Annotated in this window: 14 protein-coding genes; 5 read left to right on the forward strand and 9 right to left on the reverse strand. The window is 72.1% G+C overall.

From position 1 onward, the window contains the following. Positions 1-46 precede the first annotated feature (46 nt). The gene (locus BLQ62_RS11620; RefSeq protein WP_068534623.1) at positions 47-952 is read left to right on the forward strand and encodes an AurF N-oxygenase family protein; all 906 of its coding nucleotides are present in this window, start codon (positions 47-49) and stop codon (positions 950-952) included. Continuing rightward, positions 949-1,713 carry a DUF4873 domain-containing protein gene (locus tag BLQ62_RS11625; protein ID WP_068534621.1) on the forward strand — a complete coding sequence of 255 codons (765 nt, stop codon included), beginning with the start codon at positions 949-951 and terminating at the stop codon, positions 1,711-1,713. The genes BLQ62_RS11620 and BLQ62_RS11625 overlap by 4 nt, the downstream gene beginning before the upstream one ends. Before the next feature lies 1 nt (position 1,714). Here BLQ62_RS11625 and BLQ62_RS11630 read toward each other — a convergent pair whose 3' ends face one another. Beyond that, positions 1,715-2,590, reverse strand: a complete 876-nt coding sequence (locus BLQ62_RS11630; protein ID WP_068565344.1) for an alpha/beta fold hydrolase — start codon at positions 2,588-2,590, stop codon at positions 1,715-1,717. A gap of 82 nt (positions 2,591-2,672) precedes the next feature. On the opposite strand from BLQ62_RS11630, the gene BLQ62_RS11635 reads away from it, so the two are divergent. Further along, positions 2,673-3,104, forward strand: coding sequence for an NfeD family protein (locus tag BLQ62_RS11635; RefSeq protein ID WP_068534616.1), 432 nt, complete (start codon positions 2,673-2,675; stop codon positions 3,102-3,104). A gap of 22 nt (positions 3,105-3,126) precedes the next feature. Beyond that, positions 3,127-4,383: an SPFH domain-containing protein gene (locus BLQ62_RS11640; RefSeq protein ID WP_068534614.1), complete on the forward strand. Its 1,257-nt coding sequence runs from the start codon at positions 3,127-3,129 to the stop codon at positions 4,381-4,383. A 38-nt stretch (positions 4,384-4,421) separates the two neighbouring features. On the opposite strand, the gene BLQ62_RS11645 is transcribed toward BLQ62_RS11640, so the two are convergent. From BLQ62_RS11645 to BLQ62_RS11655, 3 genes are read right to left on the reverse strand one after another with little or no spacing between them, the layout of a single operon-like run. Further along, the gene (locus BLQ62_RS11645; RefSeq protein WP_068565342.1) at positions 4,422-5,009 is read right to left on the reverse strand and encodes a hypothetical protein; all 588 of its coding nucleotides are present in this window, start codon (positions 5,007-5,009) and stop codon (positions 4,422-4,424) included. Next, the gene (locus BLQ62_RS11650) at positions 5,006-5,611 is read right to left on the reverse strand and encodes a hypothetical protein (protein ID WP_068534609.1); all 606 of its coding nucleotides are present in this window, start codon (positions 5,609-5,611) and stop codon (positions 5,006-5,008) included. The genes BLQ62_RS11645 and BLQ62_RS11650 overlap by 4 nt, the downstream gene beginning before the upstream one ends. 53 nt (positions 5,612-5,664) lie before the next feature. Continuing rightward, positions 5,665-6,834, reverse strand: coding sequence for a TDT family transporter (locus BLQ62_RS11655; protein WP_068565340.1), 1,170 nt, complete (start codon positions 6,832-6,834; stop codon positions 5,665-5,667). Between the two features lie 71 nt (positions 6,835-6,905). Between BLQ62_RS11655 and BLQ62_RS11660 the strand changes: the two genes are divergently transcribed. Beyond that, the gene (locus BLQ62_RS11660) at positions 6,906-7,814 is read left to right on the forward strand and encodes a LysR family transcriptional regulator (protein WP_068565339.1); all 909 of its coding nucleotides are present in this window, start codon (positions 6,906-6,908) and stop codon (positions 7,812-7,814) included. 15 nt (positions 7,815-7,829) lie between these two features. Here the strand turns inward: BLQ62_RS11660 and BLQ62_RS11665 are convergent, their stop codons facing one another. The 5 genes from BLQ62_RS11665 to BLQ62_RS11685 form a co-directional block, all read right to left on the reverse strand. Then, positions 7,830-8,621, reverse strand: coding sequence for an ABC transporter permease (locus tag BLQ62_RS11665; RefSeq protein ID WP_068565337.1), 792 nt, complete (start codon positions 8,619-8,621; stop codon positions 7,830-7,832). Continuing rightward, entirely contained in the window at positions 8,621-9,481 is an 861-nt protein-coding gene (locus BLQ62_RS11670; RefSeq protein WP_068565336.1) for a 2-aminoethylphosphonate ABC transporter permease subunit, read from the reverse strand. Before BLQ62_RS11670 ends, BLQ62_RS11665 begins: the two co-directional genes overlap by 1 nt. Continuing rightward, on the reverse strand, positions 9,478-10,560 hold the full coding sequence (locus BLQ62_RS11675; RefSeq protein ID WP_068565329.1) for an ABC transporter ATP-binding protein: 1,083 nt from the start codon (positions 10,558-10,560) through the stop codon (positions 9,478-9,480). Before BLQ62_RS11675 ends, BLQ62_RS11670 begins: the two co-directional genes overlap by 4 nt. Continuing rightward, the gene (locus tag BLQ62_RS11680; RefSeq protein WP_068565327.1) at positions 10,557-11,588 is read right to left on the reverse strand and encodes a 2-aminoethylphosphonate ABC transporter substrate-binding protein; all 1,032 of its coding nucleotides are present in this window, start codon (positions 11,586-11,588) and stop codon (positions 10,557-10,559) included. The genes BLQ62_RS11675 and BLQ62_RS11680 overlap by 4 nt, the downstream gene beginning before the upstream one ends. A 61-nt stretch (positions 11,589-11,649) precedes the next feature. Beyond that, positions 11,650-12,756: a TIGR03364 family FAD-dependent oxidoreductase gene (locus BLQ62_RS11685; protein ID WP_068534592.1), complete on the reverse strand. Its 1,107-nt coding sequence runs from the start codon at positions 12,754-12,756 to the stop codon at positions 11,650-11,652. Positions 12,757-12,825 lie beyond the last annotated feature (69 nt).

Genomic DNA, 12,825 nt, shown 5'->3' on the forward strand with positions numbered 1-12,825 from the left:
AGACAGAATGCTGGACAGTGTCCATCGCTGGTGTTACCTTCGCCACATGACCGATACGACACTGCCCGAACGCACCCGCGACAGCGTGGCCGATCGACTTCTCGGTGGTTCCGTCAAGCGTTCCTACGCGCCCGTCGTCGACATCGATTGGGACGCCCCGATCGACCCCGACAAGTTCTTCCTGCCCCCGCACATGTGCACCCTGTACGGCACGGACATCTGGAACGGCATGTCCCGCGCGGAGCAGATCGCCCTCTCCAAGCAGGAGATGGTGAACCTGCTCTCGATGGGCATCTGGTTCGAGAACCTGCTCAACCGGCTGCTGCTGCGTGACCTCCTCACCAAGGACCCCACCTCGCGCGACGCGTTCTACTCGCTCACCGAGATGGGGGACGAGTGCCGGCACATGGTGATGTTCGGCAAGGTCATCGACCGCATCGGTGAGCGTCCTTACCGCCTGCGCGGCTGGCAGCTCGCGGTCGTGAAGTACGTCCTCGCGCCGGTGATCCGCGGCCAGGCCGTGTGGATCGCCGCGCTCGTCGGCGAGGAGATCTTCGACGCGCAGCAGCGCCAGATCAAGGACGATCCGGAGCTGCAGCCCATCGTCGCGCGACTGATGCAGATCCACGTCACCGAGGAGGCCCGGCACATCGGCTACGCCCGTGACGGTGCCCGCCGCGGCGTCGCCGATCGCAGCCGCCTGCAGACGCTGCTCGTCGGCAACCTGCACGCCGGGGCCGCGTTCGGCTTCCGCATGCTGTTCGCGAACCCGCGCATGTACGCCCGGGTCGGACTCGATCCCAAGGCCGCCTACCGCGCCGCCATCACCAACCCGGAGCACCGGCGGGCCAAGCAGGACGGCTTCCGCGACCTCGGCCGCTTCCTCGACTCCGTCGGTCTCATGGGCCCGCTCGCGCGGTGGTCGTGGAAGAAGGCCGGGTTCCTCGCGTGAGCCCGGAGGAGCAGCCGCGCATCGTCGTCGTCGGCTCCCGCCCGCCCGGCCTCGACGGGGCCGTGGTGGCACCGTCGGAGGTGGTGGGTCTGCGATTCCGGCCCGACCGCGACGCCTGGACCCTGTCCACGCACGCGGGGGAGACGGACTACGACCTGGTGGTCCTGCCCGGCACCACCGCCGAGATCGCGGTCCCCGCGCTCGACCCGCGGGTCGAGGCGCCGAGCACCGTCGGGCCCGCCGACGCCGAGCGCGCGTACCTCGGCATGCTGGTCGACGGTGTGCCGAACCTCGTGCTCACCGACGGATCGAAGGCGCAACTGGACACGCTCCACACCTGGCTGCGCTGGATGTACGCCGAGGCCGCCACACGCATCGTGTCGCGGCCGCCGGTCACTGCGCGGTGGATCCAGCGCGGGCGCCGCCTCCCGTCGCGCCCGGACCGGGACGCGATCGACCTGTCCAACGACCACGTCCGCGACGAGGGCGTCTACGCCGGCGACGCCGTCCTCCGGTCGGGCGACTACGAGGCGGTCTCGCCGGTGCGGCTCGCGGGCCATCTCGAGCCGCTCGACGGCAACTACCACTGGTACGGCACCGTCGACGACCTCGATATCGGTGCGGCGCTCAAGAAGATGCCGCGCGGCAGCGTCACGGTCTCGGTCGGCGGGGGAGACGCGTCGCCCGCCCTGGTGACCGATAAGACGGTGTGGGGCACCTACCGTCTCGTCGGTGTCGGCGCGCCGCCGTATCCGCTCTGACTCAGGCGTTCTCGACCATCCGCCGGATCTCCGCCGCGACCAGCGCCGGCTCCGTCAGGGGCACCTGGTGGCCGGACTCCTCGGCGAGCACGTGCCGCCCGTGCGGGGACGCCGCGGCGCGGCGGGCGTGGGCCTCGTTGACCCGCAGTCGCACCTTCGCGCCGAGTCCGCCGCTCTTGACACCCGAGATCACGGTGACCGGAAGCCCGCCCAGGTCGGGTGCGCTCTGCCGCCAGGATGCGAGCTCGGTGTAGAAGGTCGCGAGCTCCTGTTCCATCGTCGCGACCGCCCGCGGCGTGGTCGCCTCGGCGGCGAGGTCGGCGCGCACGTCCGCGGGGAGGCGGCGGAAGGCGATGCCGCCGAGCAGGCGCAGGAGCCCGGTGCGCGCCAGCACCCGCATCACGACCTTCGAGATCGCTACGCGCCGTTCGGGGTTCCCACGGAAAACGTCCTCAGCGCCCTCCTCCGACGGATCGACGAGAACCAGCCCGGCGATGCGCTCGGGCCGCCGGGACGCGGCCAGGCGCGAGATCACCCCGCCCAGGCTGTGGCCGGCGAGGACGAATCGCCGGTCCGGATCGCCGGCGGCGAGGCCGTCGAGGAGGTCGTTGAGGTCGTCGGCCATCCGTCCGAAGGTGCGGTCCGCGGCATCCGGCTCGCTGCGACCGAGCCCCGAACGGTCGTACGCGACCGTCGTCGTGGCGTCGCGCAGGAGTGGTTGCGTTGTGCCCCAGGTGGATCGGGTGCCGCCCGCGCCGGCTTCGAAGACCACGAGCGGCCTGCCCGCCGGGGCGTCGACCGGCCCCGGTAGGACCGCGGCGTGCAGCTGCCGGCCGTCGCGGGTCGGAAGGTACGTGCTGTCGCCCTGCGTGTGCATGAGGTCCCCGTCGTCGGTGTCCGGGCGAACCTAACACGGTGGGGGCCTCGCCGGGGATGTCCGGTTCTGGCAGGATCGGGGTATGGCGGCAGCGCTCTGGCTCATCGGCGCGATCCTGCTGGCCGTCGCGGAAACGGCGGCCGGCGAGTTCACTCTGCTCATGCTCGGCGGCGGCGCACTCGTCACGGCGGGCGCGACGGGAGCGTTCGACCTGCCGCTGTGGGCGCAGGGCGTGGTCTTCGCCGTCTCCTCGGTGCTGTTGCTGCTGGTGGCGCGCCCGCCGCTGCGCCGGTACGTCGAGAAGAGGCGGGGCGATGCGCCGTCCTATCTGGAATCGCTCCCCGGCATGAAAGTCCCCGTCCTCGAATCCGTTTCGGGTGACGGCGGTCGCGTCCTGATCGGGGGCGAGGAGTGGTCCGCGCGGACGCCGTACGACGGTGCGGCGATCCCCGTGGGAGTGGAGGTGACCATCGTCGAGATCGACGGCGCGGTCGCCGTCGTGGTCGACAGTTGAGCCGACAAGGAGAGGAACATCCATGGAGGGCATTGGAATCGGACTGGTCGTACTGATCGTCCTGATCCTCGCGGCGGTGGTGGTGCTGGTGAAGGCGCTGGTGCTGGTGCCGCAGGCGCAGGCCGCGGTGATCGAACGGCTGGGCCGCTACACCCGCACCGTGTCGGGGCAACTGGCACTGCTGATTCCGTTCATCGACAAGGTCCGAGCGCGGGTGGACCTGCGCGAGCAGGTCGTCTCGTTCCCACCGCAGCCCGTCATCACGCAGGACAACCTGACCGTCAACATCGACACGGTCGTCTACTTCCAGGTCACGCGCCCCGAGGCCGCGGTCTACGAGATCAGTGACTACGTCGTGGGCGTCGAGCAGATCACCACGACCACGCTGCGCAACGTGGTCGGCGGCATGACGTTGGAGGAGACGCTGACCTCGCGCGAGAAGATCAACGGCCAGCTGCGCGGCGTGCTCGACGAGGCGACGTCGCGGTGGGGCCTGCGCGTCGCGCGGGTCGAGCTCAAATCGATCTTCCCGCCCCCGTCGATCCAGGAGTCGATGGAGAAGCAGATGAAGGCGGACCGCGAGAAGCGCGCCACCATCCTCTCCGCCGAGGGACACCGCGAAGCCGCGATCAAGTCGGCCGAGGGCGACAAGGCCAGCCGGATCCTGCTGGCCGAAGGTGAGCGCCAGGCCGCGATCCTCTCCGCCGAGGCCGACCGGCAGGCCGAGATCCTGCGCGCCGAGGGCCGGCGGGCCGCCTCCTACCTCGAGGCGCAGGGTGAGGCCAAGGCCATCGAGACCACGTTCTCCGCGATCAAGTCGGGCCGGCCCACGCCGGAGCTGCTCGCCTACCAGTACCTGCAGACCCTGCCCGAGATGGCGCAGGGCGATGCGAACAAGGTCTGGGTGGTGCCGAGCGATTTCAACGCCGCGCTGCAGGGGTTCATGCGCAATCTCGGGACGCCGGGCTCCGACGGCGTGTTCCGGTTCGAGGCCTCGGAGGACGCGCCCGGCACGGCACCGGACATCGACACCGAGGGCTGGTTCGACACGCCCGAACCGGTGGCCCCGGTGGTCGTGACCAAGGACGAGGTGCCGGACGCGCCCATCGCGGCGGCGCGTGCCGCTGCCAGGGCCCGAGCCGCCGAGTCCGAGGAGGATGCCGAGTCGGACGTCCCGTCGGACGCCACGGCGCAGCTGCCGCTCGGCCGGGGTGACGAGCCCTCGCCGTACGAGGTGCAGCAGCCCGGCTACGCGCCGCCGCCGCAGCACGAGGCCTGACGAGGCGCGGCACTCCATGTGGCGGTGATTCCCCGGGCTCACCGGCCCAGGGCCACCGCCACGCCGGCGCAGGCGCAGGCCCACAGGACCGAGACGAAGGTGCCGATGATGAACTGCTCAGCGGCGCCGGGATGGCGCAGTTCCGGGTAGCGGGCGAGTCCCTTCGCGGCGACGATCACGGCGAGGCCGCCACCGAAGTTCGCCAGCACGCAGACCGCGATCGCGGCGCGTTCGAGCACGCCGATGGAGAGCCCGCCGCGCAACGGTGAGGCGGGCACCGGATCCTCCGCCGCACCGTCGGGCTCGTCCGTGGGTGGTGCGGTGGCGCCGTCGCCGTCGTTCTGCGGCGAGGGATCGTCCTCCCCGGTGGCGCCCGCGAGTGCGAAGGCCGAGGTGACCAGGGCGCTGCCGCCCGTCATCGCGGCGAGCACCGCGGCGGCGCGGACGGCGGCGAGAGCGGCCCCGTGCGCGGCGGGCGCCGCCAGCGCGACGATCGCCGCGGCCCCCACGAGGACCGCCGGGATCGCTGCCCACAGCATGCCGGCCGGGCCCGCCGAGGCGCGACGAGCGGCGAGCACGCCCACGACGGTCGCGGCGAGGAGGAGTGCGATGACGGCGGCGATCACGCGTCTGCCCCCGCAGTGGCCGCGGCGTCGGCCGCGGTGAGCAACTCCACCGCCAACGCGCGGCCCGCCGGCTCGACCGACCAGCCCGCCGCCGCCGCGCGCTGGGACGCCGCCTGGCGCGAGACGCCGAGCTCCGCCGCCGCCGCGGTGATCGTCATCCCCGTGTTCAGCAACGCCGCCACCTCCTGTCCCTCCCGCGATCTGCGGCTCACGATAAGCCCGAGCACCGACAGGATCGCCTCGGCGCGCGTCGCCGCCGCGCCGTCGGCCCCGCGGACCTGCACGGGAACGGCGGTGCCCTTCGCGGCCTCGACGGCCTCCCGCGCCGATTCGAATGCGCGGCCGCGGCCGGCGCGGGTCTGCTCGGGAAGCGGTCGCTCCACCGGCCCGACGCCGATCCCGACGCTCCAGTGCCCGTCGGCGAGCAGCGCAAGCGCCGCGTCGACGGCGACCGCGGCGTCGTCGGTGACGGCCTGCAACTCGTCGCCGGCGGTCCGGTCGGGCGCGCGCAGCCACCCGAGCGGCGTCAGGAGCGCGCGCGCGGCCTCCACGCGGTCCGAGTCGGAACGGCTACCCCGCTGGTCGACGGTGAGAACGATCATGGTGCAAGTGTAAGGACTTGCATATGGCTAAAGCAAGGCTATTGGCTTGCTTCTCACGAGGCGGTTCGCGGCGCGAGCTCCGGATGCCGGAGCAGTGCCCCGCTGCAGAGGGCGCGCGGCACGGTGCCCCGGGCGGCGACGATCCAACCGAGCACCAGCCCGCCGAAGTACGCGAGCGCGAGCGCGGTGTAGCCCGCGGCGCCCGTGGCGCCGGCCATGGCACTGAAACCGGTGACACACGTCCCGACGGGGAAGGTGAACGACCACCAGGTCAAGGCGTACGGCAGCCCGTGGGTCGTTCCCATCGCGGTGTGTGCGGTCAGGGTGAGGGCCACGGCGGTCCACATCAGCACCGGCACCGTCACGGCCCAGCCGTAATCCGTGCCGAAGTGCTCGAGTCCCGCCGCCAGGTCCGCGCCCACGGCCAGGTGGGCGGTCGATCCCAGACCGTTCGCGGCGGTGATCGACTGGCCGAGGGGCCCGAGGACGATCCACGCGGTGGGGATCATCGCCGGTGCCCACGCGGGCCCCCGCAGGAGCCGCAGGATCACCGGCGGCAGCACGATCAGCGACGTGAGCAGGGTGAACGCGAAGCAGCCGTAGCTGATCCACAGCAGCGAGGTCCGGATCACGCCGGCGGGGGCGTACGGCAGCAGGACCGCTCCGCCGGCGGCGGTCACCATGGGGGAGACCACGGGCATCAGCCAGCCCGCGAACGCCGCGTCCCCGCGGTAGTGGCCGCCGCGGAGCATCAGGACGGGGATCACCACGGCGAACACCAGCCCCAGGACCGATCCGATCACCCACAGAGCCGTTCCCAGAGTCAGCGCCGCGGTCGGGCCGATCCAATCCCGCCCCACCAGCACGGCGCCGATGCCGACGGTGAGGAAGGCCATCGCCATCGCGCCGTAGAAGTTGCCGATGACGGGGTCGCGATGGTGCCGGCGTGCATACGCGGGGTACCGGACCCAGTGTGCGACGGTGGCAGCCGTCAGCACGGCGAGCAGTATCGTCGCCAGTGCCCACACCGCGGCGGCGACGGTGCGCTGGCCGGGGATCTGCACGGGCAGGCCGACGGCGGCGTTGGCGATGATCCCGGTGCCCATCACCGAGGCGAACCAGTTCGGCGTGAGGTTGGACAGGGCCTCACCGGGGCTGCGGAGCTCGCGCAGGAGTGAGCGGGGGGCTCGACCGGTGCGGGTATCGGTGCTCGTCGCGTGCATACCGATCACTCTGTCGACACCGTGGTCCGATCAGAACCCACAGCTCGCCTATCTACCCATAGGGTGGGGCTATGGAAATGCCGTCGGTGGAATCCCTCCGCCTGCTCGTGGCCGTCGCGGATCTGGGCTCGATCTCGGCCGCGGCCCGTGAGTGCGCCATCTCCCAGCCCAGCGCCAGCTCCCGCCTGCGGCACCTCGAGCGTCAACTGCGCCTCGATCTGCTCGATCGCCGCACCCGAGGTGCCGAGCTCACTCCCGAGGGAGCCGCCGTGACGGAGTGGGCGCGCACCGTCGTCGCCGCGATGGCGGCCCTGCAGACCGGCGCGGAGGCGCTCCGGTCCGATCACACCGTGCGGATCGCCTGCAGCCAGACCATCGCCGAGTACCTGATGCCGGCCTGGCTGGCCCGGCTGCGCGAGCGCACCGACGAGCCGGTGCACCTCACCGTCGGGAACTCGGCCGCCGTCATCGCCGACGTGCGGGGCCACATCGCCGATCTGGGCTTCATCGAGGGACCGACGGTGCCCGACGACCTCGCCTCCCGCACGGTGCGCACCGACCGGATGCTCCTGGTCGCCGCCCCCGGTGACCGACTGACCCGTCGCCGGGAGGATCGGCCGGTCGGCGCCGCCGAACTCGCCGATCTCCCGCTGGTGACCCGGGAACCGGGAGCCGGGACACGGGACGCCCTGGGCGCCGCCCTCCGCCGGGCCGGGATCCAGCGGGAGCCGGACTCGATCGCGCTCGGCACCAACGCCGCCGTGAAGATCATGGTCGCCGCGGGCGGCCGGGCCGCGGTACTGAGCGAGCTCGCGGTGGCGGCGGAACTCCGCGACGGCCGGCTGGTCGAGATCCCCACCGAGGGGATCGACCTGCATCGACGGCTGCGCGCGGTGCGGCGCAAGGACGCCGCACCGCGCGCGGTGGTCGAGACCCTCATGGCGGTCGCCAGCGGCCGCGCCGCGGGGCCGCCGCGCTGACGACCGGGCGTCGGCTCAGGCGCGGCGGCGGCGGAACGCCGAGAGCACGCCGAGGATGACGACCGTGACCAGCACGAGGAACATCGTGTTCGCGGCCGCGCCGAACAGGTCGCCGCGGTCCGACTGAGTGAACACCGTGACCGGCAGCGTGCGCCACGAGGCCGGATAGACCATGATCGTCGCGCCCAGTTCGCCCATGCACAACGCGATCGACAGGCCCGCGGCCGCCGCGATGGACGGAAGCAGCAGCGGCAGGCGAACGGTCACGAGCAGCCGCAGCGGCGATGCGCCGAGCGAGCCGCCGACCTTGTCGAGCATCGGGTCCAGTTGGGAGACCGCGGCCGAGACCATCGAGTACGCGAACGCGAACACCAGGATCGCCTGCACGAGGATCACGATCGACGGGGTTCCGCCGAGCACGATCGGCGGCGCCGAGAAGGCCACCAGCACACCGAGACCCACCACTACCGACGGCACCGCCACGGGCAGGTGGAAGAACGCGTCGACGATCCCGCGCAGTCGCGCGGGCAGTGACGGCACGGCCAACGCCGCCCAGGTGCCGGCGACGACGGAGATCGCCGAGGCGAGCACCGCGGTCTGCACCGAGACGCCGATACTCGCCGCGTTCTCCGGCGTGAAGACCTCCGCGACGTGGGCGGTGGTCAGGGCCGAGGGCAGTACGGAGGTCCAGCTCGCGCTGAACGCCGTGACCACCGTGACGGCGATCGGGGTGATCACCAGGCCGAGCAGGACGACGGCGAAGACGGCCCAGACGGTCAGGCGCGCCACCGGATTGCGGACCAGCATCAGCGCATTCCCTTCTTCATGAGCAGGCGGTACGCCGCGTACGCGCCGATGGAGATGAGCAGCTGCACCGTCGCCAGCACCGCCGCCGAGGCGAAGTCCTGGCCCACGATCGAGCGGGTGTAGATGAGCATCGGCACCGTGATCACGTCCTTGGCTCCGGTGAAGAGCACGATCCCGAACTCGTTGAGCGTGAGGAGGAACGTGAGCGATCCCGCCGCCGCGAGCGCGGGCAGCGCGGCGGGCAGGATCACTCGCGCGATGATTCGCAACGGGCCGGCGCCGAGCGAGGACGCGACGTCGATCTGCACGGTCGGGAACTGCCCGAAGGCCGCGAGCATCGGGCGCACCACGAACGGTGTGTAGAAGGCGATCTCGGCGAGCACCACGCCCCAGAGCGAGGAGGTGAACGAGCCGGTCGGCACGCCGAGGGACTGCGCGACGCCCACGGGGCCGAGCAGGACGCCCAGCGCCAGCGGGATGAGGAAGCTGGGGAACGACACGACGACCTCGATCAGCCGGGACACGGCCGCCGCACCGGGGAACGGCACGAAGGCGAGCACCAGGGCGAGGAACGTCCCGGCGATCAGGCAGCCCGCGGTGGAGAGCGCCGCGACCTTGACGGTGGTGCCCAGGGCGGCGAGGACCGCACCGTCGGTGAGGGTTTCACGCCACGTGGAGAGCCCGGCGGGTTGCTCGGCCTTGTCGGTGAACGTCCGCGCGACGATCCCGACCAGGGGGTAGACCACGGCGACGAGGATGAACGCGACCGGCGGCAGCACCCACACCCACCGGGGTACCGACCGGGACGATCCCGCGGACTGCTCCGGGGGCGCGGGGGGCGCGTCCAGCACGGCGGTCACGCCGGCACCACCATCACGTCGGCGGGGTCGACCTCGACCCACAGGCTCTCCGCCCGCAGCGGTGCGTCGGTCAGCACGGGCACGTCGACGCCGATGCTCTCGCCGGTCCCGGTGACCCTTGCCGTCACGTGCCGGACGGCCCCGCGCCACTGCTCCTGCTCGACGGTCACCCGGAGCCCGTTCGACGGTGCGGTGCGGGTGAACCGCCAGGCCCATGGCCGTACGGCGAGCACGTGGTCCCCGTCGGGCAGCGGGCGGGAGGTGCGCAGCGCGCCGGCGGGAAGGAGGTCGGCGCCGCCGAGGAAGGTGGCAGTGAACCGGGTGGGAGGTCGGTGGAAGAGCGCGTCGGTCGTATCGATGGCCTTGAGCCGGGCGTCGCGCATGATGGCGATCCGGTCGGCCAGCGCGAGCGCCTCGCTCTGATCGTGCGTCACGTAGACCATCGCGACGTCGGGCAGTTCGGCGCGCAGGCGCTGGAGCTCGCCGAGCATGTCCTTGCGCATCCCGGCGTCGAGGGCCGAGAGGGGCTCGTCGAGGAGGACGACGTCCGGGCGGGTGGCGAGTGCTCGCGCGATCGCCACGCGCTGCTGCTGGCCACCGGAGAGCTGGCGAGGCAGCCGATCCGTGTACTCGCCCATGCCGACCATCCCCAGCACCTCGGCGACGCGGGGCGCGATCGTCGCGCGGTCCGCGCCACGCGAGCGGAGCCCGAAGGCCACGTTCTTCGCGACGGTCATGTGCGGGAACAGGGCGTAGCTCTGCACCACGATGCCGATGCCCCGCTTGGCGGGCGAGAGGTGCGTGACATCGCGGCCGTCGATGGTGACGGTGCCGGAGGAGACCCGTTCGAAGCCGGCGATCGCCTTCAGGGCCGTGGACTTGCCCGACCCCGACGGCCCGAGCAGGGCGACGGTCTCGCCGCGCGCGACCTCGAAGCTGCAGTCCTGCAGCGCGACGGTGTCGCCGTAGGTGACGCCCACGTCGCGCAGCCCGACGGCGACGGTGCGGCGGACGGTCCGGTCGACGGCGTCGTCGTCGAGGCCCTTCGGCGCGGTGACGCTCCGCTTCGGCGCGGTCACTGCCCCGTCACCTTCTCGTACTCCTTGATGTCGGCGTCGAGGTCGCTGAGCACCTCGTCCCAGTTCGGGTACCAGATCTCGACGCCCTCGATGGCCTTGCCGAAGGCGTCCCACTGCGGACCCGACGGTGTCACGTCGCTACGGACGGGCGCGCCCCACGCCCGGGCCGGAACGTTCTGCTGCACGTCCTTCGACAGCAGGTGCTCCATCAGCTTCGTGCCGTTGGCCGCGTGCGGGGCCTTGTCGGCCAGGCCCATGTAGTACGGCAGCGGCAGCGTGGTCCGCTTGCCGTTGAACGTCGGGTAGAAGACCTCGTAGGCCACCTTGTCGGCGGCGATCGCGGCGAGCGCCATCTGGACGTCGGAGTTGGCCACCGTCAGTTCGCCCTTGGAGGTCTTGGGCCCGAGCTTGCCGGTGGAGGTCGACGGGCCGACGTTGTTGGGCTGCAAGTCCTTCAGGTAGCCCAGCGCACCCTCCTTGCCCATGATCTGCTGCAGGAGCAGCAGCAGCGCGGTGCCGTCGCCGGCCTTCCCGGGCGTGGAGTACTGGATCTTCTGCTGGTACGCGGGACCGGTGAACTCGGCCCAGTCGGCGGGCTTCGGCTGCGCCGCGGTGTTGCGGATCATCGCGAAGTAATTGTTGACGACCGCCACGTAGGTGCCGTCCGCGGACTTGAGCGGCGCGGGCACCGCGGAGGTGTCGATGCCGGACTTCGCGAGCGAGCCCTGCTGCTGCGCCTGCTGGATGAACGGCGGCAGGGTGACCAGCACGTCGACCTGGGGGTTCGCCTTCTCCTTCTGGGCGCGCGAGACCACCTCGCCCGAGCCGGCCTCGACGAGGGCGACCTTGATGCCGGTGGCCTTGGTGAAGTCCTCGAACTCGGCCTTGTACCAGTCGCCGAGACCGTCGGCGCTGTAGACGGTGACGGTGTCCGACGAGCCGGTGCCGCCGCCGGTACCGCCGCACGCGGCGACGGCGAAGACCGCGGCGACGGCGGTGATCGCGCTGAGGGAACGGGTGATGCGCATGGGGGATTGCCCTTCGTTCGGGAAGCGGGAGGGAGGTGGTGTGGGAGGGGTGTCGGTCGGATCAGGTGGGGAAGTGGCGGCGTGCGAGGCCGTGGGCGATGGTCATGCCGACACCGGAGGTGACGACGCGAACGCTCACCCGGTCCTCCGGCTCGGCGGCGAGGTAGGGGTGCAGCGGGCTCGAGGCGTAGACGCCCTGCCAGCGCTCGATGATGCGCAGCTCGCGCAGGCCCATGACGCGCGCGGACTCGGCGCGCAGCGTCTCGGTGACGGCATCGTCGAGGAAGGGCTCGACGGTCCGCTCGGTGTGGTGCGAGTCGCCGATCAGTAGCGTGCCGTCGGGGCGCTGGGTGAACATCACGTTCGCGTCGATGCCGAGCAGGTCCGGGCGCTCGCGCTCCATCCGCTCGCGGAGGGCGACGGCCGCCTCGGTCTCGGCGAAGGCGGGATAGCGCAGCAGCGAGGTGGCGGTCAGGACCGCGGGCGTGACGACGGCGCCCGGGTCGGCGGTGCGGGCCATCTGCAGGGCGCACCGCTGCACGCGCTGCCGCTCGGCGAGCTCGGGCAGGAGGTGGTCGAGATCGTGGCCGACGCAGACGATCACGCGGCCGGCCTCGACGGTGCCGCGCGAGGTGTGGGCGCGGCTGCCGTCGAAACCGAGGTAGGCGGTGCCGAAACGGACCTCGGCGCCGTCCTGCGCGTCGAGCCAGGCGGCGAGGCGCGCGACGGTCACCCGCGGATCCACCCGCAGGTCCGCGAGCAGCGCGGCGCCGCCGATGACGTCGTCCGCGCCGCCGCCGGGGAGCTCGGCCCGGACCTGGTCGGCGGTGCGCAGGGCGACCTCGCCGGGCCGTGCCGCGGCGAGCTCCTCGAGGACGGCGAGTTCGGTGGCGTGACGGGCGACCGCGAGGCCGCCGGTGGCGCGGGCGCCGAGGCCGGCACGGCCGTCCAGATCGAGCCAGCGCTCGCGGGCCAGGTGGGCCAGCTCGGCGAGGTCCCCGGACTGTCCGGTGACGCAGGCGTGCCCGAAATTGCGGACGGAGGCACCGACGGCCCGGGTGTCGCGCTCGACGACGGTGACCGTCAGGCCGCGGGCGAGCGCCTCGACGGCATGGGCCAGGCCCACGACGCCGGCGCCGACGACGAGGACGTCCGTAGCGGTGTTCATGGCACTGAGCGTGGCGGCTCGTCGTACGCCTTGGCAAGGCCTAGCGCAGGATGTCTATACAAGTTGTTC

Origin of the sequence: Tsukamurella pulmonis (genome assembly GCF_900103175.1) — a bacterium.
In the GTDB taxonomy this organism is placed as follows: Bacteria; Actinomycetota; Actinomycetes; order Mycobacteriales; family Mycobacteriaceae; genus Tsukamurella; species Tsukamurella pulmonis.

Coding starts and splice junctions, on each gene's coding strand:
- BLQ62_RS11620 (WP_068534623.1), top strand. CDS start 47: ATGACCGATACGACACTGCCCGAACGCACCCGCGACAGCGTGGCCGAT.
- BLQ62_RS11630 (WP_068565344.1), bottom strand. CDS start 2,590: ATGCACACGCAGGGCGACAGCACGTACCTTCCGACCCGCGACGGCCGG.
- BLQ62_RS11635 (WP_068534616.1), top strand. CDS start 2,673: ATGGCGGCAGCGCTCTGGCTCATCGGCGCGATCCTGCTGGCCGTCGCG.
- BLQ62_RS11640 (WP_068534614.1), top strand. CDS start 3,127: ATGGAGGGCATTGGAATCGGACTGGTCGTACTGATCGTCCTGATCCTC.
- BLQ62_RS11650 (WP_068534609.1), bottom strand. CDS start 5,611: ATGATCGTTCTCACCGTCGACCAGCGGGGTAGCCGTTCCGACTCGGAC.
- BLQ62_RS11655 (WP_068565340.1), bottom strand. CDS start 6,834: ATGCACGCGACGAGCACCGATACCCGCACCGGTCGAGCCCCCCGCTCA.
- BLQ62_RS11660 (WP_068565339.1), top strand. CDS start 6,906: ATGGAAATGCCGTCGGTGGAATCCCTCCGCCTGCTCGTGGCCGTCGCG.
- BLQ62_RS11665 (WP_068565337.1), bottom strand. CDS start 8,621: ATGCTGGTCCGCAATCCGGTGGCGCGCCTGACCGTCTGGGCCGTCTTC.
- BLQ62_RS11680 (WP_068565327.1), bottom strand. CDS start 11,588: ATGCGCATCACCCGTTCCCTCAGCGCGATCACCGCCGTCGCCGCGGTC.
- BLQ62_RS11685 (WP_068534592.1), bottom strand. CDS start 12,756: ATGAACACCGCTACGGACGTCCTCGTCGTCGGCGCCGGCGTCGTGGGC.